The organism is Sporosarcina sp. Marseille-Q4943 (assembly GCF_943736995.1).
Taxonomy (GTDB): Bacteria; Bacillota; Bacilli; order Bacillales_A; family Planococcaceae; genus Sporosarcina.
The window spans coordinates 657,401-682,483 of record NZ_CALSFT010000002.1; the positions used below are offsets into that span (position 1 = coordinate 657,401).

General features: G+C 44.1%; 25 protein-coding genes. 15 read left to right on the forward strand and 10 right to left on the reverse strand.

Going from position 1 to position 25,083, the window contains the following annotated elements; translation table 11 throughout:
• The first annotated feature begins 122 nt into the window (after nucleotides 1-122).
• The 3 genes from NIT04_RS03235 (at nucleotide 123) to NIT04_RS03245 (ending at nucleotide 2,233) form a co-directional block, all read left to right on the forward strand.
• A complete protein-coding gene (locus tag NIT04_RS03235) occupies nucleotides 123-359 on the forward strand; it encodes a hypothetical protein (RefSeq protein ID WP_252502169.1) in 237 nt (78 codons plus the stop codon).
• 159 nt (nucleotides 360-518) lie between these two features.
• Nucleotides 519-1,928 (forward strand): GGDEF domain-containing protein, encoded by a 1,410-nt coding sequence (locus NIT04_RS03240; RefSeq protein ID WP_252502170.1) that lies wholly within the window; start codon nucleotides 519-521, stop codon nucleotides 1,926-1,928.
• On the forward strand, nucleotides 1,913-2,233 hold the full coding sequence (locus NIT04_RS03245) for a hypothetical protein (protein ID WP_252502171.1): 321 nt from the start codon (nucleotides 1,913-1,915) through the stop codon (nucleotides 2,231-2,233). The genes NIT04_RS03240 and NIT04_RS03245 overlap by 16 nt, the downstream gene beginning before the upstream one ends.
• Nucleotides 2,234-2,331: 98 nt before the next feature.
• Here the strand turns inward: NIT04_RS03245 and NIT04_RS03250 are convergent, their stop codons facing one another.
• Nucleotides 2,332-3,135 carry a DeoR/GlpR family DNA-binding transcription regulator gene (locus NIT04_RS03250; RefSeq protein WP_252502172.1) on the reverse strand — a complete coding sequence of 268 codons (804 nt, stop codon included), beginning with the start codon at nucleotides 3,133-3,135 and terminating at the stop codon, nucleotides 2,332-2,334.
• 217 nt (nucleotides 3,136-3,352) lie between these two features.
• Between NIT04_RS03250 and NIT04_RS03255 the strand changes: the two genes are divergently transcribed.
• The 5 genes from NIT04_RS03255 to phnX are packed head-to-tail and all read left to right on the forward strand — an operon-like array spanning nucleotide 3,353 to nucleotide 8,650.
• Nucleotides 3,353-4,105 carry an ABC transporter ATP-binding protein gene (locus tag NIT04_RS03255; protein WP_252502173.1) on the forward strand — a complete coding sequence of 251 codons (753 nt, stop codon included), beginning with the start codon at nucleotides 3,353-3,355 and terminating at the stop codon, nucleotides 4,103-4,105.
• Nucleotides 4,098-5,717 carry an ABC transporter permease subunit gene (locus tag NIT04_RS03260; RefSeq protein ID WP_252502174.1) on the forward strand — a complete coding sequence of 540 codons (1,620 nt, stop codon included), beginning with the start codon at nucleotides 4,098-4,100 and terminating at the stop codon, nucleotides 5,715-5,717. Before NIT04_RS03255 ends, NIT04_RS03260 begins: the two co-directional genes overlap by 8 nt.
• Before the next feature lie 13 nt (nucleotides 5,718-5,730).
• Entirely contained in the window at nucleotides 5,731-6,717 is a 987-nt protein-coding gene (locus tag NIT04_RS03265; RefSeq protein ID WP_252502175.1) for an extracellular solute-binding protein, read from the forward strand.
• Between the two features lie 20 nt (nucleotides 6,718-6,737).
• Entirely contained in the window at nucleotides 6,738-7,832 is a 1,095-nt protein-coding gene (gene phnW, locus NIT04_RS03270; protein ID WP_252502176.1) for a 2-aminoethylphosphonate--pyruvate transaminase, read from the forward strand.
• Nucleotides 7,829-8,650, forward strand: coding sequence for a phosphonoacetaldehyde hydrolase (phnX, locus tag NIT04_RS03275; RefSeq protein WP_252502177.1), 822 nt, complete (start codon nucleotides 7,829-7,831; stop codon nucleotides 8,648-8,650). Before phnW ends, phnX begins: the two co-directional genes overlap by 4 nt.
• Before the next feature lie 73 nt (nucleotides 8,651-8,723).
• On the opposite strand, the gene NIT04_RS03280 is transcribed toward phnX, so the two are convergent.
• Nucleotides 8,724-8,864, reverse strand: coding sequence for a hypothetical protein (locus NIT04_RS03280; RefSeq protein WP_252502178.1), 141 nt, complete (start codon nucleotides 8,862-8,864; stop codon nucleotides 8,724-8,726).
• 167 nt (nucleotides 8,865-9,031) lie between these two features.
• On the reverse strand, nucleotides 9,032-9,253 hold the full coding sequence (locus NIT04_RS03285; RefSeq protein WP_252502179.1) for a hypothetical protein: 222 nt from the start codon (nucleotides 9,251-9,253) through the stop codon (nucleotides 9,032-9,034).
• Nucleotides 9,254-9,395: 142 nt separating this feature from the next.
• Here NIT04_RS03285 and NIT04_RS03290 point away from each other — a divergent pair, with 142 nt between their 5' ends.
• The 5 genes from NIT04_RS03290 to NIT04_RS03310 all read left to right on the forward strand — a co-directional run bounded on the left by NIT04_RS03290 (nucleotide 9,396) and on the right by NIT04_RS03310 (nucleotide 14,884).
• Complete coding sequence (locus tag NIT04_RS03290; protein ID WP_252502180.1) at nucleotides 9,396-11,003, forward strand: sensor histidine kinase; 1,608 nt, start codon at nucleotides 9,396-9,398, stop codon at nucleotides 11,001-11,003.
• On the forward strand, nucleotides 10,990-11,679 hold the full coding sequence (locus NIT04_RS03295; RefSeq protein ID WP_252502181.1) for a response regulator: 690 nt from the start codon (nucleotides 10,990-10,992) through the stop codon (nucleotides 11,677-11,679). The genes NIT04_RS03290 and NIT04_RS03295 overlap by 14 nt, the downstream gene beginning before the upstream one ends.
• A gap of 140 nt (nucleotides 11,680-11,819) precedes the next feature.
• Nucleotides 11,820-12,833, forward strand: a complete 1,014-nt coding sequence (locus NIT04_RS03300) for a tripartite tricarboxylate transporter substrate binding protein (protein ID WP_252502182.1) — start codon at nucleotides 11,820-11,822, stop codon at nucleotides 12,831-12,833.
• A gap of 56 nt (nucleotides 12,834-12,889) precedes the next feature.
• Nucleotides 12,890-13,339, forward strand: a complete 450-nt coding sequence (locus NIT04_RS03305) for a tripartite tricarboxylate transporter TctB family protein (RefSeq protein ID WP_252502183.1) — start codon at nucleotides 12,890-12,892, stop codon at nucleotides 13,337-13,339.
• A gap of 18 nt (nucleotides 13,340-13,357) precedes the next feature.
• On the forward strand, nucleotides 13,358-14,884 hold the full coding sequence (locus NIT04_RS03310; protein WP_252502184.1) for a tripartite tricarboxylate transporter permease: 1,527 nt from the start codon (nucleotides 13,358-13,360) through the stop codon (nucleotides 14,882-14,884).
• Nucleotides 14,885-15,256: 372 nt separating this feature from the next.
• On the opposite strand, the gene NIT04_RS03315 is transcribed toward NIT04_RS03310, so the two are convergent.
• Nucleotides 15,257-16,246, reverse strand: coding sequence for an ornithine cyclodeaminase family protein (locus tag NIT04_RS03315; protein WP_252502185.1), 990 nt, complete (start codon nucleotides 16,244-16,246; stop codon nucleotides 15,257-15,259).
• Between the two features lie 15 nt (nucleotides 16,247-16,261).
• Nucleotides 16,262-17,539 (reverse strand): MFS transporter, encoded by a 1,278-nt coding sequence (locus NIT04_RS03320; protein ID WP_252502186.1) that lies wholly within the window; start codon nucleotides 17,537-17,539, stop codon nucleotides 16,262-16,264.
• Nucleotides 17,540-17,701: 162 nt separating this feature from the next.
• Between NIT04_RS03320 and NIT04_RS03325 the strand changes: the two genes are divergently transcribed.
• Nucleotides 17,702-18,244 carry a helix-turn-helix domain-containing protein gene (locus NIT04_RS03325; protein ID WP_252502187.1) on the forward strand — a complete coding sequence of 181 codons (543 nt, stop codon included), beginning with the start codon at nucleotides 17,702-17,704 and terminating at the stop codon, nucleotides 18,242-18,244.
• A 33-nt stretch (nucleotides 18,245-18,277) separates the two neighbouring features.
• Here the strand turns inward: NIT04_RS03325 and NIT04_RS03330 are convergent, their stop codons facing one another.
• Together NIT04_RS03330 and NIT04_RS03335 are read right to left on the reverse strand one after the other, a co-directional pair.
• On the reverse strand, nucleotides 18,278-18,850 hold the full coding sequence (locus NIT04_RS03330) for a hypothetical protein (protein ID WP_252502188.1): 573 nt from the start codon (nucleotides 18,848-18,850) through the stop codon (nucleotides 18,278-18,280).
• Between the two features lie 58 nt (nucleotides 18,851-18,908).
• Nucleotides 18,909-20,015 (reverse strand): hypothetical protein, encoded by a 1,107-nt coding sequence (locus tag NIT04_RS03335; RefSeq protein WP_252502189.1) that lies wholly within the window; start codon nucleotides 20,013-20,015, stop codon nucleotides 18,909-18,911.
• Nucleotides 20,016-20,155: 140 nt separating this feature from the next.
• On the opposite strand from NIT04_RS03335, the gene NIT04_RS03340 reads away from it, so the two are divergent.
• The gene (locus tag NIT04_RS03340; RefSeq protein WP_252503177.1) at nucleotides 20,156-20,989 is read left to right on the forward strand and encodes a metallophosphoesterase; all 834 of its coding nucleotides are present in this window, start codon (nucleotides 20,156-20,158) and stop codon (nucleotides 20,987-20,989) included.
• A gap of 80 nt (nucleotides 20,990-21,069) precedes the next feature.
• On the opposite strand, the gene NIT04_RS03345 is transcribed toward NIT04_RS03340, so the two are convergent.
• The 3 genes from NIT04_RS03345 to NIT04_RS03360 form a co-directional block, all read right to left on the reverse strand.
• Nucleotides 21,070-22,635 (reverse strand): alkaline phosphatase family protein, encoded by a 1,566-nt coding sequence (locus NIT04_RS03345; RefSeq protein ID WP_252502190.1) that lies wholly within the window; start codon nucleotides 22,633-22,635, stop codon nucleotides 21,070-21,072.
• Nucleotides 22,636-22,781: 146 nt separating this feature from the next.
• A complete protein-coding gene (locus NIT04_RS19110; RefSeq protein WP_305880086.1) occupies nucleotides 22,782-23,786 on the reverse strand; it encodes a thermonuclease family protein in 1,005 nt (334 codons plus the stop codon).
• A gap of 241 nt (nucleotides 23,787-24,027) precedes the next feature.
• Nucleotides 24,028-24,972, reverse strand: coding sequence for a general stress protein (locus tag NIT04_RS03360; RefSeq protein WP_252502191.1), 945 nt, complete (start codon nucleotides 24,970-24,972; stop codon nucleotides 24,028-24,030).
• Nucleotides 24,973-25,083 lie beyond the last annotated feature (111 nt).

Sequence of the window (25,083 nt, forward strand, 5' to 3'; positions counted from 1 at the left end):
CAGATTGGTTCGTTTTCTTTACTGGCGATTTTGAAGGTTGAATGGCGTATTTTATCAATAAAATTGAATTTTCTATCTCCCGGAAACGTCGTATAGTAATAGATAGGATGAAACTATGGGGAGTGAGTGCGATTAAAAAGATAGCTGCAATCATTTTAGCTGCCGCCGTCGTAGTAAGCAGCATCACGATATTTGCGGGGGTTCGTCCCGCTATTGAACTGCTTGCTTCATTAGAAGTGGAATACGAGAAGCAAAAGATTGATGCCGAATCAATGCAAAGGTTGGATGGAGGATTGGATAAAGCTGAATTGGACATCCTCAACCACGCAAAAACTTTAGATGGACAAGCAAGGAAATAGGGGGAAATGACACATATAAGGAGCTGTTTCATACAGCTCCATACATATTTATTCGACAAAAAAGTTCCACAATAATCCAAGGCGTGTTACTATAGTAGTAACTACTTTTTGAACCATACAGTTAAATTGAACTAAGTATTAGGGATAGGAGTTGTGGGCATGGAGAAGGAAGACTTGGTTTCATTGCAGCGAAATGTCCAAAAGCTGAGGGTGGAAGGGAAATACGAAGAGACAATCGAAGCGTGTTTTCAATTATTGGAGGCTGGTTTAACAGCAAATGACCCGAAATCCATTTTGGCAGCCCATATTAACAACGCCGCATCCTTTTACTGCATCGGCGCAATCGAAGAGGCGTTCCATAGCATCGATGCCTATTTGGACTATTGCCTCGACAATGGCGATGAAGATGACCGACTGAATGGATGCAACGTCCTGTTCCTATTGCATGAGTACAATAAGGACTACCAAAAAGCGAAGGAGACGTTGGAGCGCGCCATTGAGCTAGGTGAAAAGCTCGGGCATTACAATATCGTCAGCAATGCTTACAGCAACTACAGCATGATTCTTGCAATTGAATTGGATTTTGAAAACGCCCTTACAATGGCGGAAAAAGGATTGGCGATGGCAAAACTGCACGAACCGATGACTCCGATATTGGAATTCCGGGTGAAGCTGAACGTCGCAAACGCGCTTATCGGCTTGGAGAAACTTGAGGATGCGGAACAGCTTGTAACTGAAATGGTGAATGATCCGCTACTTGAGTCCTTCATTCGGGAAAAGACGCAAGTGCATGACTTATATGGACGATTTTTAATGCATAAAAAGATGTACCCCGAAGCATTGCAAGCATATGACATAGCGAAAGAGCTTGCAGAAAGCTATAACGACAGGAATTTGCTGAAAGGCATTTTGGAAAAGAGATGCAAACTTTGTGAATTGATGGGTGATGTGGAACGTGGTTATAAAGCCCAGCAGGCATTGATTGATTTGTTGAGTGATCTGAACCAGCACGAAGTTGCGATGACCGCTGTGAAATTGGGAGTGAAGCATCGGATTACGTCCATCGAACGCCGGGCAAATACCGATTACCTTACAGGTCTGTACAACAGATGCTATATGGAAACGACGGCGGACAAATGGCTTGCAGAAGCCGCGCATACTGGCGAAAGTATCGTCTGCATCGCTTTCGATCTCGACAATTTGAAAATCTTGAATGATACATACGGCCACATATTTGGAGATGAAATCATCAAGAGAATCGGTCAAACGTGCGCCCGCCAAATTAGAAGCGGTGACTTGATGGGCCGTTTCGGCGGCGACGAATTCGCCATTATTTTACGCGATCTTTCCCTCGATGAAGCCCACGATAAAGCAGAGCACCTGCTTGAAGCCGTCCGTTTAATCAAAGTTGAAAAAGACGGCATTTACATTTCATTAACCGCAAGCGTCGGCATCGCCGATAACGCAAACGGCAAAATTCAAACATTCACTGAGTTGTTCCACCAAGCTGACCTCGCACTCTATCAAGCGAAAGAGGGCGGCAAAAACCGAATTTGCATGATGAGTTGAGAAAAGAGGCTGCTTATGGCCTCTTTTTTGGTTGTATCGCGTCATGTTACGTCTACAAATACCGCCAACCCGCGTTACAGAGCACAACGCAATTAAGCGAATCTGCAACACAACGAAATCTGCTCGCAACGCAACTAGATTGTAACGAAATCAAACTGTCGCAACACAATCAAGCTGACTTGGCAACACAACCATACGGGCTTGCAACACAATCAAGCAAATTCGCAACTAAACTAACTGTCATCGCAACGAAACAAACGACAGCAGAAGGATTGATGATTCCGCAAAATTATGAAATTTTGTAATGGGGAGTGGAGGATCTTGTATAACTTATAGCTATTCAGCTTTAGTTCTCTGATCAAAAGATGCAATAGAGTACAAACGGAAATGCCACGTAGATGATTTACTCGTGGCATTTCCGTTTTTCATTTGAAGAGTAAGAGGATGATTCTACACAAATTAAGTCTGTGCTTGTTTTTTTGAATTGATTAATCAAGTCTTTCGTTACATGTTGATCCGTAATGATGTAATCGATTTTATCAAGCGGGGCAATCCCGATAGTTACATTTTTGCCGAACTTTGTACTATCAGCAGCCACAAATACTTCTTTTGATAATTCAATCATTTTTTTTCGGGTAATTGCTTCTTCTAGATTATAGTCCGAAATTCCATTTTCAACAGTTATGCCACTTGCACAAATAAATGCTTTCAATATATTCAATTCATGAAAATTAAATAAAAAATCATAAGAGGTAACAGATTTTTCTTCCTTCCTTACTTTCCCTCCAATAATGATTAGTTCAATATCACTTGTCAGTAATTCATTCACTACGGGAATTGAATTTGTTATGACAGTCAGGTTCTTTTTGTTTTTAATAAGTTTTGCAATCTGATAGGTCGTCGAGCCGCTATCCAAATAAATACAATCCCCATCATGGATATATTCACTGCATTTTTGGGCAATCATCTCTTTCTCTTCAAGACGACTGATCATGCGGACGTCAATTGAAGACTCTCCGAAATTCCATTCAACCAGTTTAACTCCACCATAAATTTTCTCGATTTTCCCTTGTGACGAAAGCAAATTTATATCTCTGCGAAGCGTTTCGACAGATACATTCAGTTCTTGAGCCAGTTCGGAGATCTTTAGAACCTTATTGACGATAAGTAATTCAAGGATTTTCTTTTGCCTCTCCAGTGGAAACATATACACACCTCTTTGAATGGTTAAATTGTCTTAATTCGAGTGTACTGATTCCTAATCAACTATTCAATAAAACCAAACTAAAAAAGACAACATCTAATCAATATGTGTTCAAAAGTTGGTAAAGAATTAGTCAACATTTACATACAATTTACACAAATCATCATTTGTATTAACAATTTCATTTTATACTGGGATTGTGTTTCAGGGAGGTGAGCGTTTGCTGCAATTACAAAACATAGGCAAACAATACGATCATAAAGTCGTTTTAGATGATATTAATGTTGAGATTAAAGCAGGGGAGATTGTGTCTCTCTTAGGTCCAAGCGGGAGTGGTAAAACGACTTTATTGAATATCATTCTAGGATTAACAACTATGGATCGCGGAAAAATCATCTTTAACGATATGGATCTGACGAATGTACCGATGAAGCGTCGCGGATTTAATATCGTATTCCAAGATTATGCGCTATTTCCTAATTTGAATGCTTACGACAATATTGTGTACGGATTAAGAAACAAGAAGGGAGTAGTGTCTGAGAAGGAGCTTCAAGACTATATTGAGTTCTTGGGGCTGAAACCTCATTTATCAAAGAAGATCGGTGAATTATCGGGCGGTCAGAAACAGAGGGTAGCTCTTGCGAGAACATTAGTTACAAAACCGAAGATCTTATTATTGGACGAGCCGCTGAGCGCATTGGATGGTGTCATTAAGGAATCTATAAAACAGCGCATTCAATCGATTGCAAAAGAATTTAAACTGACGACGATTATTGTGACGCATGACCCGGAAGAGGCACTAACATTGTCCGATAAAATATTGATCATTAATGAGGGGACGATTGCTCAATTTGGTACACCACATGAAATCATCAATAAGCCAAATAATGATTTCGTTGAAAAATTCATTTTGAAGCAATTGCAGATTAAGAGACAAAATATATATAACTTATTCGGTGAGAAATATGCCTAATGTAAAACCGGCCATGCGGGTCATCTTTATCCCGATCTTACTATTATTTACGGTTTTTCTCGTGGTGCCTCTTGGCATATTGTTTGTCCGTTCTTTTGAAACGAGCGAGGGATTCAATCTCTCGAATTATCTTTCAGCCCTTTCAGATAAAGAACTGATGGCGTCCATTGGAAACAGCATCCAAATCTCTAGCCTCACTGCTGTCATTACGACTGTTTTAGCATTTGTCCTAGCCTACGCCCTCAACTGTACAAACATATACAAGCCATTAAAAACAGCGATTAAAACGGGAATACTTATTCCGATGCTGCTGCCTACAATTACATATGGATTTGCGATTATCTATTCTTTCGGCAACCAAGGGCTGCTCATAAAAATCATCGGGCAAAATCTTTTTGAGATTTATGGATTTAACGGGTTGTTGATCGGTTATGTGATTTATACATTGCCGGCAGCCTTTCTACTTATTAATAACTCATTCAAGTATATTGATAAGAAATTTATCATCGTTTCGAAGCTGATGGGTGATGGAACTATAAGAAGTTTTAAGAATACAATCGTTCGTCCGCTATTGGGAACTTTGGGTGGAGCTTTTGTACTTGCCTTCATCTTGAGCTTTACGGATTTCGGAATACCCGCTTCCATCGGAGGGACGTATACCGTTGTAGCGACTCAGCTGTATCAAGTTATGCTCGGTTCCATCCCGGATTTTAATAGTGGTGCTGTCATTGCTGTTCTTATGTTAATTCCGGCAGTATTTGGAGTTTTACTGTTAAACTACCTTGAAAAACTTAATTTTCATTATGACAAGTTTACCGATACTGAGTTGATGCGGCATAGAGGTAGAGACATAAGCTTTGGGATTGGCGCAACTGTTATATTGATCGGCATGCTTTCGATTTTTGCTGTCATGTTTATTGCACCATTTTTACACAGTTTTCCTTATGATCTTACGTTCACGCTTACACATGTAATGGACACATTCCAATCAAGTGATTTAACGACTGTCTATCAAAATTCATTGTTCGTTGCTCTATTGACAGCCGTATTTGGTACGCTCATTGCGTTTAGCTCCGCGGTTTTAAATGTCAGAACAGGCATAAAAGGAAGATTGTCGACCGACATCATTTCCATGATGACGAATACAGTACCAGGCATGGTGTTAGGTTTGTCGTATTTACTTCTTTTTAATGGGAGCAGTTTAAAAGGGACATTTACAATTATCGTTCTCTGTAACATTGTCCACTACTTTACGACACCTTATTTAATGGCAAAAAACTCTTTATCTAAAATGAATCCGACTTGGGAAACGACTGGAGAGCTATTGGGAGATAGCTGGTTGAAGACCGTCTATCGGGTACTCATTCCAAATTCGGCATCGACTGTGATTGAGATGTTCAGCTATTATTTCATCAATTCAATGGTCACGATCAGTGGGATTATCTTTTTAGTGACAGCTCAAACTTCAGTAGTAGCAAGCAAGATTAAAGAACTCCAACATTTCGCTGAATTCAATGAAATATTCATCTTATCAATACTGATCTTCATTACTAACTTAGTTGTAAAGTTGCTTTGCGATTACTTTCAAAAAAGGCAATTCAAACATCTATGAGGGGGTTATTAGTGTGAAAAAGTTGAAGAGTATACTGCTATCTTTATTCTCTCTAAGCTTGCTCGTTGCATTGGCGGCTTGTAGTAGCAGCAAAGCTGCTGGAGAAGCAGTAGTCATTTATACGAATGGTGATGAAGCGGCGTCTGAAGCTATGGAAAGTGCTTTGAAACGGGCGGGGTACGAAGGGAAATATGTGCTCCAATCATTAGGTACTTCTGAATTGGGCGGAAAACTGCTGGCTGAGGGCGATAAAATCGAGGCGGACATCGTGACGATGAGTTCTTATTTCATCGAAACTGCCCAGCAGCAACATAATATGTTTAAAGATTTAACGTTTACCACAAATGCATTGGAAGAGCATCCACCGTATTATTCGCCGGTGTTAGCGAATACAGGTTCAATTTTCGTAAATACAGAAGTGCTCAAACAAAAAGGATTGCCGATGCCGACGTCGATTAAAGATTTAGCGAAACCGGAATTTGAAGGATTGGTGTCGATTCCGAACATTATGGATTCCTCAACAGGGTGGCTGTTAGTTCAAGCGGTTATTAGCCAATACGGAGAAGAAGAAGGGAAAACAGTTCTTCGTGAATTAATTGCAAATAGTGGTCCTCATGTTGAGAGTTCAGGTTCAGGGCCAATTAAGAAAGTTCAAGCCGGGGAAGTGGCTGCAGGTTTTGGATTGCGATATCAAGCGGTGATGGCTAAAGAAAGCGGTTTGCCAATTGAGTTTGTCGATCCGATTGAGGGTAATTTTTCACTGACAGAATCAGTGGCAGTCGTGAATAAAGACGATGCGACAACAACTCTAGCAATGGAAATGGCAGAAGTCATTATTCAAGACGCTCGAAAAGAGTTGCTTACACATTATCCAGTCGCACTTTATGAAGGTGAAACAGTTAAGGATATGAACAAACCGGCACATTCCATGAAATTTGAACAACCATTAACTGTGGAGTTGCTACAGCAACATCAGGAATTTTTTAAATCAGCTAACTAATTTAGGAGGAGCGAAGGCATATGAATACATACAAATTATTAACACCTGGCCCATTGACGACGACTAGCACGGTGAAAGAGGAAATGCTTCTTGACCGTTGTACATGGGATCAAGACTATAAAGACATTACGCAAAAAATCAGAACCCAACTGCTCGAATTCGCATCGGCTCCAAAAGAGGCGTATACAACGGTGCTTATGCAAGGAAGCGGTACGTTCGTTGTCGAATCGGTAATGACAACTGCAATTGCACAAAGTGATAAAGTGCTTATTGTAACGAACGGTGCGTATGGGGAACGGATTGTGAAAATGGCCCAATATATTGGATTGAATTATGTTGAATATCGTGTGGCCTACAATGAGTATCCAGAGGAAAATGACATAAGACGCATTCTAGAAGAAGATCAGCGGATTACACATATTGTAATGGTTCATTGTGAAACGACAACAGGTATTTTGAATCCGATTGAGATGATCTCGAACCTTTCGCAGGAATTTGACAAGACATTGATCATTGATGCGATGAGCAGTTTTGGCGGGATGGACATTAATGTATCTGAACTAGGAATCGACTATTTGATCAGCAGTGCAAATAAATGTATTCAAGGCGTTCCGGGCTTTGGATTCGTCATCGCAAATCTCGAGAAGCTTGTTGCATGTGAAGGGAATGCGCGGAGTTTGTCATTAGACCTATATGACCAATGGAAAGAGATGGATAAGGATGGGAAATGGCGGTACACGTCACCAACGCATGTAGTGGCTGCATTCGCAAAGGCGATGGAGGAGTTGGTTGAAGAAGGCGGCATTCCTGCCAGATTTGCCCGCTATCAACATAATAATCGTCTGTTACGAGAGAGTATGGAAAAAGTGAATATACATCCTTATATTTCATCTGAAAAGCAATCGCCAATCATTACAACCTTCCTTTTCCCAAACGAGCAGTTCAGTTTCGAGGAATTCTATTCCTATGTAAAAGCGAAAGGGTACGTCATCTATCCAGGAAAGTTAACAGATATAGATACATTCCGGATTGGCAATATCGGTGAAATCTATGAAGAAGATATTCTAAAGCTCTGCTCGATAATAGAAAACTATATGAAAGTGGTGGCATCATGAACAAAGTAGAAGGCGTAATTTTCGATTGGGCTGGGACGACGGTCGATTTTGGCTGCTTTGCACCTGTCAATGTATTTGTAGATATCTTTAAAAATGCGGGGATTGACGTCACGATGGAAGAAGCGAGAGGGCCGATGGGGATGTTGAAAATCGATCACATCCGCGCAATGTTGTCCATGCCGAGAATCGCTGCATTATGGGAAGAGAAATATGGAAGACCTTTTAACGAGCAAGATGTTGAGAATTTGTATGCTGAATTTGAACCTGCACTGATGGCTTCATTGGTGGATTATACAAATCCGATCCCGGGCGTCGTTGAGACGGTTGAAGCATTACGGAAGCAAGAGTTGAAAATCGGCTCGACAACAGGCTATACAGCGAACATGATGGACGTCGTCGTTCCGCAAGCCTTGAAAAATGGCTATGGTCCGGATTATTATGTGACCCCGGATGACACGGATTCTATTGGAAGACCCTATCCGTATATGATTTATCGAAATATGGAACGGCTTAAACTATCGGCCCCGTGGAAGGTAGTAAAAGTAGGCGACACCATTTCAGATATTAAAGAGGGCGTTAACGCGGGTGTTTGGTCAGTAGGAGTCGTGGTCGGCAGCTCAGAAATGGGTTTAAGCTTGGATGAATATAATGCATTAACGCAATCTGACAAAGAAACAATTATTGCTAGAACAGCACGCACCTTTAGGCAAAACGGGGCAGACTTTACGATTCAAACAATGCGTGAACTTCCTGAGCTAATTGAAACGATTAATAATCATCTTTCAGAAGGTAAGAGACCTCATTCAATGCAAGAATGAGCAGATGACATAAGTGTGAGAGGTCGGCTATTCAATAAAAAAAGCACCGCCTTGAGCGGTGCTACATAGTACATTATTGACTATTATCTTCACGCTGCTCCGAAGGCTCTTCCGACGGATCTGGCTCATCTTCGTCAACGCCGTTGCAGCCGTATAGTAAGCCCGCTGACAAGAAAACCGACATAAACGGAAGAAGAAATTTTTTGAACTTCATTCTTATCCCTCCTCAAAATTAGACTCGAGTTATTTTGTGCTATCTTTTGCTAATTATTCACGTGTTTTTTACAAAAGCTCATTTATTCCATTAAGGGCTCAAATAACTTATCAAGAGCTCATTTAATTCGAAAAAAGGCTGTCCCACAATTCACATGGGGCAGCCTCTCATCGTTTCTTTTTATCCTCCCGATGATACTCAGAAACTTGCACAACTCGCACTTTACCAGTGTGGAGCTCATGATAGATTCCACGGCTGTCTCGGAAGGTAATGTATTGATCCCGTTCCGATTTGACGAGTTGTTCGGCGCTTTCCAACGAGTCGGTATGAATGAAGCGCCGGATGTAATGTTCTTCATCGAAAAAGTACGTGATTTTGAATTCCTGCATTGCGACCTCTCCTTCAACAATGATTAGATTGCCCTCTCTCGATTCATACTATTCCCCCACAATTGCCAATAGTGTAACATAGAGAGAAACGGATATCCGCCGAAGTCCAGATCCTATACTTCGAGATAGAGAGATGATTGGCATGAAATCGAAATCCTTGCAATCTCGCATTTTTTCATATGGCGCATTGTTCGTATCCCTCATTGCGATCATCATCGGTGTTTCGTTCTATTTCACGATGTCGCATGGAATTGAGAAACAGATCGGCATACGAGCGCTGAGCATCGCGCAAACAACGGCCGCTCGTCCTGATGTGATCGCAGCTTTTGAAGAGGATGACCCAACCAAATTTCTCCAACCGATTGCAGAAGCCGTCCGCCTGCAAACCGGAGCTGAATATGTCGTCATCGGGAACAGTGAAGGCATCCGGTACGCTCATCCCGTCGTCGAGCGGATCGGACAAAAGATGGTCGGCGACGATAATGAACGCGCGCTTCACCTCGGGGAATCGTATGTTTCGAAGGCGACCGGGACACTCGGTCCTGCGTTGCGCGGGAAAACGCCTGTCTTCAATGACGAAGGTGATATTGTCGGGGTCATTTCTGTCGGCTATTTGAATGAAGACATTTCCTCCATATTCTTTGAGTACATCGACAACATCTCTTACATCGTCCTAATCGCCATCGTTCTCGGCATCATCGGCTCAAGTGTCCTTGCAAGAAACATCAAGAAAGAACTATTCAATCTCGAGCCTGCGGAAATTGCTAATTTATTCACCGAACGGAATGCGCTCATCGAGTCGGTTCGCGAAGGCATCATCATGGTCGACGCGAATGGCGTCATTACAACAGTGAACGCGGCCGCCTTTGAAACGCTATCGATTCCAGGGCAAACGGAACTGATCGGCAAGACAATCCAGGAAGTGCTTCCGAACACCCTCTTGCCGAAAGTGCTGGAAACGGGGGAGCGGCATCTCGATCGGCCGATGGAGATTCACGGGAGGAAAGTCATCGTCAACCGTATCCCGATTCGGGCAAATGATCGGATCATCGGCGCCGTATCCACATTCCGTCTTCAATCAGAAATTGACCAGCTTGCAATGGAATTGTCGCAAGTGAAACGGTACACGGAAGCGCTTCGAGCACAGACGCATGAATATAATAATTTCCTGTACACGATTTCAGGGCTTATCCAGCTTCATTCATACGACGAGGCGCTTAGCTTGATTCATGACGAGACGGCAGAACACCAATCCCTCATCCAGTTTGTGACGAAGCGATTGAAAGATCCATTCCTCGGTGGAATCGTCATCGGTTTCTTCAACCGGGCAAGGGAATTGAAAGTCCGTTTCCTGCTCGACGAAGACAGCTTTCTAAAAGAGCTGCCGGCCCATTTGGAGAAGACCCATTTCGTCTCCATCATCGGGAATTTGGTGACGAATGCATTTGAAGCGGTTGAGATGAATTCGGAAGTGAAGAGGATGGTCCGCATTTTCATTTTCGATAACGGGGAGGAGATATTGTTTGAAGTGGAGGATTCGGGGAAGGGTATCGCGAATGAAGTATTAGAAGCTTTATTCCAGGAAAAAGTTTCGACGAAAGATGTGGAAGACAGAGGATATGGTCTTTTGAAAGTGGCGGAGAACGTCGAGGACTTAGGCGGCTCCATCACAGTGGAAAAAGGGGATTTGGGTGGTGCACTGTTCATCATATCCATTCCGAAAAGGGGGGTACTGAATGCGACCAATTGAAGTTCTTATCATTGAAGATGATAAGCGGATTGCTGATATCCATCGTCGATTCATCGAAAAAATAGAAGGCTTCACGGTTGTCGGAGCCGCGCATTCCGGCGAGGAGGCGAAGGATTGGGTGCAGGCGCTGTCGCCGGATCTCGTGCTGCTTGATGTCTACTTGCCTGATGCGCTCGGTACGGAAATCATGGGTTTCATTCACGAAAATAGCCCTGAAACGGACATCATTTTCATTACGGCGGCAGCTGAAGTCGATATCGTGAAAAAAGCATATCGACGAGGCGTAGCCGATTATATATTGAAGCCGCTCACATTCGATCGGTTCAAGGAAAGCCTTCATTCGTACAAAGCGAAAAGGGAGAAGCTTGCGGGTGACGGAGTAATGAAAGAGGATTCCATCCAGTTCTTGTGGAATAAAACAAATGCGGCAGCAGAAAATCCGGAAGTCCTTCCCCCAAAAGGGATCGACCCGATAACGAAGGAGAAAGTCGTCAGCCATATGAAACAAGTCGATGGGGGAATGACAGCGGAAACGCTCGGCGTGGATATAGGCGTGAGCCGTTCGACTGCAAGACGCTATTTGGAATACCTCGTGTCAGAGAAACAGGCTTATACCGAGCTTATTTACGGTTCAGTCGGACGCCCTGAAAGAAGGTATTTCATTCAACGACGATGAACAGTATGAACAAAATGACGTTTACGACGAATATTCAACTTATGACCGCAAACATTGAATACAACCAACTTTCTGATAAATTGGTGATAGCGAATGAAAACGCTACCATCAATTTTTTTTATTCCAAAGGGGGATGCAAGATGAAGTGGAGAAAGTTAAAGATAGTTGCCTTGGCAAGTGTTATGGCACTCAGCTTGGCGGCATGTTCAAAGAATGACGGAGCAAAGGGGAGCTCCTCGAAATATCCTGAGCAAAATATAACGATTGTCGCGCCATCCGGAGCTGGCGGGGGATGGGATTTGACGGCTCGCGCCATTGCGAAAACGATGAATGACACGAAGCTGATTGAAAAACCGATCACCGTTGAGAACAAACCAGGTGGCGGCGGCGCTGTGTACATGGCGGAGTTTGCAACGAAAGAAGTGAAGAATGACTACGCTTTGTTGGTGAAATCTCCACCTCTTTTAATTAATAACAATAAGGCGGAAGGGAACAGCCCTTACGGCTATAAGGATACGACGCCATTGGCGCAATTGACGCGTGATTACGGCGCAATCGTCGTAAAAGCGGATTCGGAATTCAAGACGCTGAAGGACGTGCTGGAAGCGATTAAGAAAGACGCAAAATCGGTCACGCTTGCGGGCGGATCTGCGCCAGGATCGATGGATCATCTTGTCGGAATCCTGCCTGCTTTCGAATATGGCATTGACCCGAAAACAGTGAAATATGTATCGTATGATGGCGGCGGAGAAGCTGTTGCGGCGCTGCTTGGAGGCAATGCGGATGTCATTGCGACGGATGCTTCGACAATCGGGCAATACGTGAAATCCGGCGATGTCCGTGTGCTTGCTGTCAGTTCATCAGAGCGTCTAGGCGGCGAATTGACTGAAGTGCCGACATTTAAAGAAGAAGGCATCGACGCGGAGTTCACAATTTGGCGTGGTCTATTCGGACCGAAGGAAATGTCCGATGCAGCAGTCGATTACTGGACGGAAAAGTTGAAAGAAATGGTTGAGAAGGATGAGTGGAAAGCGGAACTTGAGAGAAACGGCTGGGAAAGCGAATACCGTGGCTCTGACGATTTCACGAAATACTTGGAAGACCAAGACAAAGTCATTGTTGAACTTCTAACTGCACTTGGTATGCAAAAATAAGAATCTGTTTTGGCGGCTAAGCGGCCGCCTTTTCCTTTAGGGAGGTGTCAAAGACGATGAGTAAAACATTCGATCGTTATGCAAGCATCGCTTTTTTACTAATTGGTCTTTTATTTGCCATTGAAAGTATGAAAATTTCTAGTAGTGCGTACGGGTCGACAGTTGGACCGAAGATCTTTCCGTTGGGGCTCGGCATCGTTTTCATTTTATTAAGTTTGCGGTTGCTGTACGAGACGTTCAAATACAAAACGGAAGCAGCAGCCACGGAGAAACTTCAATATAAAAAGTTCCTCATTATTCTTGTGAGTGCAGCGTTGTATGCGTTCTTACTGGAGAAGATCGGCTACGTCATTTCCACGTTCCTTTTTTTGCTCATTGCATTCCAGACGATGGAACGAGGAAGGATCATTCCGACTGTCATCATCGCCGCGGTATTTTCATTTGGCGTCTATTATTTCTTTGCGGAATTTCTTGGTGGCTCATTGCCCGGATTCCCGACGTTTTAACCAGAAAGGAGTCACATCATGAGCACATTACAATTTTTGGCTGACGGTTTCGCGACCGCCTTCCAATGGCATAACCTATTATTTGCCTTCATTGGTGTCGTTATCGGAACAGCTGTCGGTGTGCTGCCCGGCATCGGCCCGATGAGTGGGGTGGCCCTTCTCATTCCGGTCACGGCAACAATCACGTCCGGGATGCCGTCAAGTGCGGCAGCCGCCAGCTCCATCATTTTACTCGCCGGCGTCTACTACGGCGCGATGTATGGAGGATCGACAACTTCGATTTTATTAAACACTCCCGGAGAATCCTCTTCTGTTGTCACAACGCTTGACGGTTATCAAATGGCGAGGCAAGGCCGGGCAGGGGCGGCATTGGCGATCGCAGCAATCGGATCGTTTTGTGCGGGAATCATTTCCCTCATCGGTCTTGTCCTATTGGCAGAACCGCTGTCCAATGTAGCCATCAAATTCGGGCCGGCGGAGTACTTTTCATTAATGTTGCTAGGCTTGGCAGCAGTCAGCGGTCTTGCCGGAAAATCGATGACGAAAGCTTTGCTAATGACGGTCTTCGGACTGATGCTTGGAACGATCGGCATCGACGCGGTCTCGGGAATCGCCCGTTTTACATACAACCAACCGATCCTATTCTCAGGTCTCGAATTTTTGACAATTGCAGTCGGGCTTTTCGCGCTTGGTGAAGTGTTCAAGACAGTGTTGGAACGGGACAATGAGGAAGGGACAATTGCAAAAATCAACCGTATCCTTCCGACGAAGCAGGATATGAAAGACAGCTCCGTACCGATTGTCCGCGGCTCCTTGCTCGGATTTTTCATCGGTGTGCTTCCAGGCGCAGGTGCGACGCTTGCTTCCTTCTTCTCGTATATGACAGAGAAGAAATTCAGCAAACGCCCAGAGACGTTCGGCCATGGGAATATCGCAGGGGTTGCCGGTCCGGAATCTGCGAATAACGCAGCTTCGGGCGGCGCAATGATCCCCTTGCTGACGCTCGGCATTCCGGGTTCCGGTACGACAGCCATCTTGATGGGCGCGCTCATCATGTACAATATCCAGCCAGGCCCGCTGCTCTTTGATGAGCATCCCGAAGTGGCGTGGGGGCTTATTGCAAGTATGTTCATCGGCAACTTGATGTTGCTCATCTTGAATATGCCGCTCGTCCGTGTATTTGCGAAAGTCATTCAGACGCCGAAGAAATATTTATTGCCGATCATTGTGGCGATTTCCTTTTTCGGTGTGTATGCAGTGCAATATACGACGTTCGATTTGTATTTATTGCTCGGGTGCGGCGTGCTCGGCTATTTATTGTCGAAAAACGATTACCCGGTCGCACCTCTCGTCCTTGCGCTCGTTCTAGGACCGATGATCGAGAACAATATGCGTCGGGCACTGACGATTTCAAACGGCGACTTCAGCATTTTCGTCACGAAGCCGCTGTCGCTCGTATTCATCATTGCAGCTGCTGCGTGGCTGTTAATTCCGTTATTGTTGAAAATGAAAGGCCGTGCGGTCATTGTGGAAGAAGAAGGTTAAGAGTAAAGCGGATTGCCTAATGGGAAAGGCAATCCGCTTTTTATATGGGAGTTAAAAGATGTTTTATTTAATCGCGTCCAAAGTGTGTGGCTGCGCGTCCAAAGTGATGAGACCCGCGCTCAAAGTGATATGTCCCGCGCTCAAAGCGACGTGCTCCGCGCTCAAAGTGCCGTGCCTCGCGCTCAAAGCGACGTGCTCCGCGCTCAAAGTGATGAGACTTGCGCTCAAAGTGACGTGTCCCGCGCTCAAAGTGATGCGTCCCGCGTTCAAAGCTAGCTGCAGCGCGTCCAAAGCACGCCGCGTTTTCCCATACTAAAAACAGGCGAAGGAATACAATACGATTACTCGCCTGTTTGCTTAATGAATATTTAATTACACTTCCACTTTAATCCCGATTCCCGCCTCCAACGCTTTCCGGTAAACTCCTTGCGCAACTGCAAGATCGAAGTAGGCGGCGCCGACGGATTTGAAGAATGTAATTTCATTCTCAGCCGTTCTGCCAGCGACCGTTCCAACGATTACGTCCATCAGCTCGCCATGTAAGTCGTCAAACGACCAATCGGGCTGCTCGTTGGCGTGGATCAGTTCGCCGGCTTCCTCTTTGACGCCCGTTTCATCGTCGGTGACGATTTTGCTGCACCTTTGAATGAAGGTGAAATCCATTTCACGCATATGGGGCAAGTAGGAACCGACACCATTGACATGAGTGCCGGGCTTTACATCATTTCCATCAAATACCGGCGTATTCGAACGGGTGCTGCAACAGATGATATCCGCTTGTCTAACCGCTTCCGATACATTTTCAGTAATTTCAATCTGGATATTTTCATGTACGCCGAAAGCGAGCAACTTCTCTTTGAAACGCTCCGCCTTGGCTGTCGTCGGGTTGACGAGCAGCATTTTGGAGATCGGGCGGACTGCCAAAACGCCGAGTACTTGTTCAAATGCCATAGCTCCGGTTCCGATAACGGTCAGTACAGTGGAATCTTTCCGTGCAAGACGGTCGGTTGCAAGTCCGCTAAGCGCTCCCGTCCGTAGCCTTGTCAAATAAGAGGCGTTCATCATCGCTAGATGTTCGCCGTTCTTCGCATCCGTTACGAGAATGACACCTTGTGTTGTCGGTTTCCCTATAGCCGGATTGTCCGGGAAGATTGTCACCGTCTTGATGGTAGCCATTTCATTCACCAAATCAGCGCTCGGCATATAGAGCACGGACGCGCTATGTTGCGGAAACTCGATGACGGTACGATGAGGATTGGCGATATTGTCTTCCGCTTTTGCGCGCAAAATCTGTTCGACGTCATGCATCGCCTCTTTCATCCCATAAGTTGTTTGAATTTCTCTTTCATTGATGATTAACATGAAATCGCTCCTTCATTATTGATCGAGCGCTTCGTTCTTTCGGTCTTTCACTGCCCAGATGGCGAGGAGGGAAACGACCGCGGTGAAAATGATATAAAGCGCAACCGGTACATATGAATTATTGAATTTAGCGAGCAGGGCAGTAGCGACAAGTGGTGCTGTCCCACCGGCAACCGCCGCTCCGATCTGATAGCCGAGCGAAATGCCTGTGTAGCGGACTTCCGCCGAGAAAATCTCAGAGAACATCGTTCCGAGCACCGCGGTAATCGGCGCCCAAATAATGCCGAGTCCGATAATTGTAGCGATGACAAGCATTGCGACAGATCCTTGTTTGATCATCCAGAAGTATGGGAATGCGAATAGGATCATCGCAATCGACCCCCATACATAAAGCGGTTTGCGTCCGACTTTGTCTGATAGATTCCCCATAATCGGAATCAAAATTGTCGTAACGAATGTAGCGGCCATGACTGCATTTAACGTCGCTGTCCTTGAAAAGTCGAGATAGCTTGTCGCATAAGAGACAACGAATGTGCTGAAAATGTAGAATGGCGCCGTCTCCACAACTTTCGCTCCGATAGCGATGAGAACTTCACGCCAATGCGTTTTGAACGTTGTGACAAGAGGGATTTTCGGAATCTCTCCACGTTCCTGCACCTCTTTGAATGACGGCGTTTCGTCGATCCCTTTACGGATCCACAATCCGAATACGACGAGCAATGCACTTAAGATGAATGGCACGCGCCACCCCCATGTCATGAACGAACCTTCGGGAAGCATCGTCATAATTGACAGTGCGAACGTTCCGAGCATCATTCCAATTGTAATCCCCATTTGTGGGACGGATCCGAATAGGCCACGCTTTTCAGGTGGCGCATATTCGACTGCGAGCAAGAGTGCTCCGCCCCATTCCCCTCCGATTCCCAATCCTTGAACAAGCCTCAAGGTAATCAACAGGATCGGCGCCCAAATGCCGATTGCCTGGTAGGTCGGCAATAATCCCATTCCAAATGTTGCAATCCCCATTAAGCTTAATGTCAATACGAGCGTTTTCTTCCTTCCGATCCGGTCGCCGATATGACTGAAAATGATGCCGCCGAACGGCCGTATGAAAAAGGCGAGCGCGAATGAGGCATACGCCAGTAAAAGGCCGACTGTCGGGTCTTCATTGACAAAAAAGACTTGGTTGAATACGAGCGCAGCGACCGTTCCGTACAGGAAGTAGTCGAACCACTCGATCGAGCTTCCGACGAGGCTCGCAATCAGCACCCTGTTTAATTGCTTCTTCTCCACAAACTGTTCCCCCTTTTGTGCAATTGAAGTACTACTTCAAACTAACAGCAAAAAAATATGTAAGCGCTTAACTTTATAATTGAAGTATTACTTCAATCGGATTAAGCTTATCATAGTTATATACTAATATTCTGTCAATGAATTTTTTTAGGAGAATGAAAAGTGAGCACAAATCATTTAGGGGTAAAGATTAGAAGAATCAGGTCGGAGCGTGGCATGACGCTGAAAGCTCTTGCCGATCGAACGGGCTTTTCCATCAGCTTCCTGTCCCAACTGGAGAGAGGAAAGTCGTCTGCCACATTGGAATCGTTGAAAAAGATTTCAATAGCGTTTGGCGTGAACCCGAGTTATTTTTTCGAGGAGGAGGATACGGAAAGCGATCAATCCCTTATTATCGATCAGCGGATGGATGCCCATCATATTTATTATAAGGATTTAGGGACGATGGTAACGAACCGCGATTTCGCTCCGCTTTTCGTCGTATTGAAGCCGGGCCAGACGGAAGGCAATCTCATTACGCACAAAGGGCAGGAATTTCTTTACGTCATTGAAGGGACTCTCACCGTCCGCCTTGAAAACGAGCTGTACGAACTAGGTCCGACCGAATCGTTCATGCTCGACTCCACCCGTCCGCATTATTGGTATAACTACACGGATAGCGACGTGAAAATCCTTTGCGTGTCGTCGGAAGTGAAAGGGAGCTAATGCCGAAACCGGAAGAAAGGGCTTCTTCCGGTTTTAAGCAATATTTCTATGCAATGAACCATATTTATTGGATAAGGAATCTTTTGACATGAATAAATATCTAGGCACAGGTGTCTTCTTTCTTTTCGAAGAGGACTTGGAATTGGCTAGTAAATGGATCGGGTATAGTGAAATCCGTTTGAACAATGTATACATACTGCTCGAAAATGTAAAGGATTCAAACCCGAGACGGTCATAACCTTTTTCAATCATTGTAATTCCGATGATGCCTTTGATGTGATCCCTTTGCTCATGTTGCAGTACGTACAGTGCAAGTGCAGGCATGGAATAGTAAGCCGCTTTGTATAGAAACAGTATTTTCAACTTTCCATCCATGCTATCCATTTCTTTCAATACACGGACGTTATGCAAGTGAATTTTCACGAGCAAATCATTTTTCTGAATAACCGTACCGTCTGATAGAACGACTTCGCGCCCTTTATAACGCGTCAAACGAATGCGGAAAATGTTGTATTTCCCGATGATTTGTTCAAGGCATTGCAGCCGTGTGCATTTCAAATAAAAGGGGTCGATGAGGCTCCATATGTTGATGATCTGTCGTTTCATGTACAAGCTCCTCACTAATTTCAATGACTTGCTGTCCATTAGTTTGGTCTTTTCTTATTCAATTATTTATCAAAATGTCTGTAATGAATGCCGAAGGATCGTCCAACTCAATTTCTGTTAAATAATGATGAATGGCGCCTATCATATCCTGTTTTTTATTGCCCATCACTGCCAAAATTTCTAGTTCAATATTATCCTGCGTCTTCCAGGCGTCTAAATGATGAGCCAATCGTTCGTTTTTCAAAAAGGCCAAGTTTTGCTCTTCTTGCCCAGGTAGAACATCATATACAAAAATAGGGATTTTTTTCTTCAGGCATTCGCTGACCGTAACCCCGCCCGGTTTTGTGATGATGAAATCGGTTTCGTCATATAAACGATTCATCGTTTGCTTTGATGAAATATAGGAAAGCGGCTGTATAAGGGGATTGTCCAATTCCTCAATTGCTTGAAAGAGCTTCTCGTTTTTCCCGCACAGAACTGTGTACCTTATCCTTCCGCCTGGATGTAAACGATTAAGAAGTTGGACAATAGATCCCGCACCCATATTTCCACCGCTGAGCAGCGCGGAAAGCATGGGCTGTGCTTTAATTGGATCATTTTTGAATGTGAATAGGGGATGAACGGGAATTCCCGTTATGAATACGTGCTCTGCCTTAACGCCTTGCGTGACAAGTTGGTCTTTGACTTTCTTACTCGGAACAAAGTGATAATCAACCTCTTCGATTCCCCATAAATTATTGATGAAATAATCGGTATATACATTTATGATTGGTCCTGACCAAAGGTTTAATTTTTTTAGACGTGCAAGCATGTAGGAAGGAAGGGCGTGAGTGCAAACCACCACATCTGGATTTTTTTCTTTGAGCAATTTTTTGAAAACATTTATAAAGAGCACTTCATATAGATAAAATCGTTTATTGTACCTCACGCCATCAAATGCCGAAAATCGGTAGATTGTGCTATATAATTTGGGGAGTTTATGAATCCATTGCAAATAGAAAGAGGAGATATAATTTTCTACTTTGCCGTAGCCATAAGATAAAATTTCGATTTTTTCACAAAGAAAATTGTCCGACATTTGTTCCAGTTGAACTTTTAGGCAATCAGCAACGTGATGATGGCCTGAAGGGATCTGTAAGAATGGAAAAAATAAAACCTTCGGCATGGAAATACCCCTCCTTTACGAAAAGTTTGCGATATATTTTTTGTTTCATCCCTTCGTCCTCTTTGGCATTCCGTCCATATATTACATGTAAAATCGACACCTCCTTCCCCTTATAATTAACATGAGGAGGAAAACAAATGATTGCTACTCTAATAATATTTCTAGCGCTCAGCTACTTCATATATATAGGTAACAAGAATACACGCTCCGTTGTCATGAACCAGATCGACATAAAGTGTAAGTATGATTCGAAAGTGAAGAACAATAAACCTCTTCGGATCTTGCATATTTCCGATTTGCATCTTGAAAATATATCAATATCCCCAGAGCAACTGTATGAAAAGGTCAAAACGCAGCCAATTGATTTAATCGCTTTGACTGGCGATTTCCTTGATAGAAAGCGTACCATTCCGAAGCTCTTGCCGTATTTGCAAGTTTTTAAGAAACTAAATCCTTCCTTCGGCAGTTACGCTGTGCTTGGCAATCACGATTATGTTTTGCGGAAAAATGACTTAAAGCAATTAACGGACATGTTAGTTCAAAATGATGTAAAACTGTTGCAAAATGAAAACGACTTGATTGACATAGGCGGAGTTCCATTAAATATTATTGGGATTGACGATTTCAGTACAAATCGAAGTGATTTGATGGAATCCTATGATGGTGTGAAAGAAGGGTATAATCTCGTGCTGACACATGATCCGAATGTTGTTTTATCTATGCATAACTATCATTTCGATTATTTGCTCTCAGGGCATTTTCATGGTGGCCAAATTCATTGGCCGAAGCCGTATCATCTTGTGAAAATGGGCAAGTTGGTCAAAATGAATATGGTAAAAGGTTTGCACAGCTACAAAGAGAAACAATTTTATATAAGTGAGGGGCTTGGACAAACCGGAGTGAATATTAGGATTGGCAGCCGCCCTGAAATTACCATTCACAACGTTCATTTACCTCACGCAATAGCCGGGTAATGTTCTCACTCAGACTGTAGACAAAGTATCGTTTCACTTTGTCTACAGTTTTTTAATATAGATATATCTCCAGTTCAGCTTCATTTAGTCATTTCTAAAATCCAACCCTTAAAGTCCTTTGCTCGCTTAAATTTCGGAAGTGAATCCTCACCAGCGACAATCATTGGGGAAATTGAATCGTCATAATGTAACGAACCGTGACCGGCCCCTCCCAAATGAAGAGGAGTACGTTCCCCTTTGAATTCATATCCTGGTTTAGCGTCAACGATCAAGAACTTGCCCTTATGAGAATGAAGCGCGCCATTCAGCCTGGCGAGAGCATCCGGATAGGTGTTATAAATTATATTTTGGCGCTGACCCAATGATAGGTCCAAAATTGAAAGATCGCCGTCGACTGTCCATTGTTGATCATAAGGATCTTTACTGTTTCCATTAGGATAAAACAGAAATTGCTCATTCGATTTCGCGTTTACGACAAAGTTCATCCCTTTGTCTTTCCACGAAACAAAGCCGACTCTTGGGTCTTTCCTTAACTGTGAAGCAACCTCTTCATAGCTTATCTCTTCATCCAGCAAATAAATATACGCCATGCGTTCGTTGACTGCTATGCAAATTTGATCATCCGCTTTGACCGGCTTGCCAAGACGGCAAATTTGATAATTGCTTACTAGGGAAGTAAGATCGACAACTGCATTTTTCCTATTTTTTTTAATTGTTGCTTGTCCACTGTCTCCATAAATGATCCAAGTCACTTTAGTGATTGCTTCTTCCCAGGTAGAGAAGGAATTTAATATCTGTTGCAGCCTCTTATCCAGTTCAATGATTCCTTCCGTTTCAGAGTGGCCTTTTTTATGAACCTTTTTGTCGAGGTCGGGAAAATAGGCAAGTGTAAAAGAAGGCAGTGAATTGTTATTGATCAAATATATTAATTCATTGTTGGAGAATTGGTCATTAAACCCGAATTTTTGCCAAGCATGATGGTGCTTCGAATTCTGGGGATCATATTGACTAAGACTTCCTAAAGACAATAGATTAGGTCCCTTTACTTTAATATCTTTTTGAATAATTCCGAATGCAGTTCCGGCCTTCGGCAATTGTAGTCGATGAACAGAATCACCTCGGTAGACAAGTCCATTAATAGAAGCGGAAGAGAGTTTTGTTTCAAATAAAGCTTCGTAAATCGTTTGAACCTCTTTATTCAAATGCTTTTCGTTTAAATTCACCAAGCCGTCTTGTATGACTTGTTTGACGCCTTGGGTGTAAACCTCTTCTTTTCCACTTCCGTAATTGACGAGCCGTCCCTCCTTTTGATCAAACCAAACGAGGCCTGGTAATTGGTGCTGGTCGGCATATGTCCCCGTTAGGATGGTGCTGTCGATGGTAACCGACATTGTAGGATAGGAAGCAATAACTTCAGGCTCATAATAGCCATTTTCGATTAAAAATTTCAATGCGGGTACATCATTGGTTTGAAGAGTGTACATTAACGGTTTGTCCATTAACGAATCGACTAGTAACAGGACTACGGGTTTTTTCCCTGAATGGGAAACGAGCGGTTCAAGTTCTTTCGTTTGTGTAGTAAACCCCCAAAAATAAATGATTACGGCAATTAAAATGACACCGATTATACTAGCTAAAATTCTCATATTATAACCCTTCCCCATTCTGGAGTATGAATTTAATATGGATGGAAGGGAAAAATTCATGCATATGTTGTTTAATGAATCCATTACATGAGATATAGGAAAAGCCGATTGAATCCCTCGGGAACAATCGGCTTTTTTATCATTTATTATCTTTCACACGCATAACCGTCTTTGTCACGGTCCATTTTTGCCTGGTAGGCGGCATGGCCTTGAGGAACGCCGTTCGGATATTTCTTACGGAGCTCCGTGCAGTTTTGGAACCATTCCTGGCCGCTGGACACGCTCGTGCTAGGCGTTGTTGCCGGCTTGGTTGCAGTAACACTTGGTGCTTTCGGCTTCGCAGCTGAACTGCCGGCACTTGGCGTAGGTACTGCATTGCTGTTAAATCCGGAATCTGTCGTGTAATTTTCAATCGACCAGATACCGAGCCCTTTCTTCTTCGCTGATGCTTGAGCTTCCTCAAAAGGTGTCAAATGACGTGTGTTTGGCGGATATACGTATGCAACGCGTGCTAGACCTTCCGCAAGCAATGTCTTTTGTACACTTTTCCCGTCAACATAGACGTAGGCGAGCAATCGGTCGTATTTATCGTAGCGCTCCCCGATATCGAATTCGAGCGTGAGGGCACCGCTATTGACCAGTTGCCGGTTGCGCTCCTTCGACTTATCGCCGAACGGCTGCTTGCCGAGGCGGGGGTGATTCGTTTCTGGCGTATCGATCAATAAATAGCGGACGTTGATCTCTTGACCGTTATACAATACTTTGATTGTATCTCCATCGATCGTCTTCACCAATTTAACGGGAACTTGCGCCGTCGTACCGGACGTCTCGGTCTTTTTCACTGGTGCAGGTTTTGCAGTGGAAGCAGGCTTTTCTTCGCTTGATGGAGCGACGATAGCCGGGCTAGTTTTCGCTTCTTCCGATTTTTTTTCTTCCTTAACGACTTTTTCTATTTCCACTTCTTCTTTTTCGACAGTTGAAGTGTCTTCCTCTGGTGCTTTCTCTTCAGAGGTTTCCTTCTTGTCTGTTTCAACCTGCTCAGTCGTCCCTTTTTCATTTAGCTCTATGTCATTGGAAATATCGGTACATCCTGCAAGTGAGAGCAAACCAACGAACAACAATCCAACCATTACTTTTAACGAAACTTTCAATACAATTCCTCCACGACTTGGAAACACGTAGTCTCCAATAAGTCATATATTATTTTTTTATAATTTAGTTTGGAATAATCCTTTACTAAAATACTCTAGTATTATAGCAGAAAAGTTTATAGAGGACGAGAGAATAAAAAAGGAAATACTAGCTTATGATCACTTCTCCGAATTTATGAGCACATGACAATGGGCTCACCACAAAAAGACCACACACCCGAAAGGTGCATGGTCGCATCCATCATTTATCCCGATTCCGATCCTTCGGCAGCAGCCAAGATTCGGCATCGTCTTCCACTTCGACATTCCGCAAATCGATGACAATCGGCTTTACTGGCTTGACGACATCTTCTGAATGGATGTCCATTTTCGAATTGCGACCTTCTAACAGATCAGCAAAATCTCGTGCCTGCGCCAGCGCATCTTGTCGATCCATTTGACTTTCCGTGAAATTTTGTGGATCGGGGATGACGTCTTGGCTCTCTTGATCAACACCGCCCCAATCTACATTCCGCCGGGACGCCCGATGCAAAGGGCCGCGTTCCCCGGACGGCGTGCCGCGTATTTGGGAAGGAGGGGAAAGGTTCGGCGGGTTCGGCTCATATTCTGAGCTGTCGAATAGAACTTCTGCACCCGCCCTGCCGAACAGCAAGTCTTCGCGCGAGACTATACTGCCGCCCTCATAGGCGTCCGTTGCAATACTATCCCGGTAATCGTTTTTCGGCAATCCATCCTCCCCGATGCCGACGGGCGACTCTTCATCCTGGCGATTCAAACGTTCGGCTTCCGAAACCGGCCTGTCAAACGGGTTCGTTTCCACCTTATGCCGCTCCGCATTCAGCTCATATGCTGTCTTTTTCGGTTCGCCATCGACATAAAGCAGCCACTTTCCTTGCTTGATATCCGTCTCATACCTCCTCAAGTCCGCCTCGTCAAAACCGACTTCCACAAGCATGCTGCGTACATGATTCTCCCCGGAAATATAACCGATAAAACGGTCCAGCCAATTCGAAGGTGCCGACTGGATCTCCTCGGCCGTCCTGCGCCGTAGCAGATCGACATCCTCTTCATTCCGCGCAATGACATACATGTTCTCGGGGGCGATCCCTTTTTCATCCAACTCCTCGACAGCGGCAAGCAATGCTTCCTCTGTATCGTATAACCCGACGAACGTTTTTTGGGTCACATTCATTCACTCCTTCTATCTATTCGAAAACGGTTACAATCTCTATAAGCAATACCCGAATCTTTGAAATGGGAAACGATTGCAACAAATTCTTCTTCCGGATTTTTAATG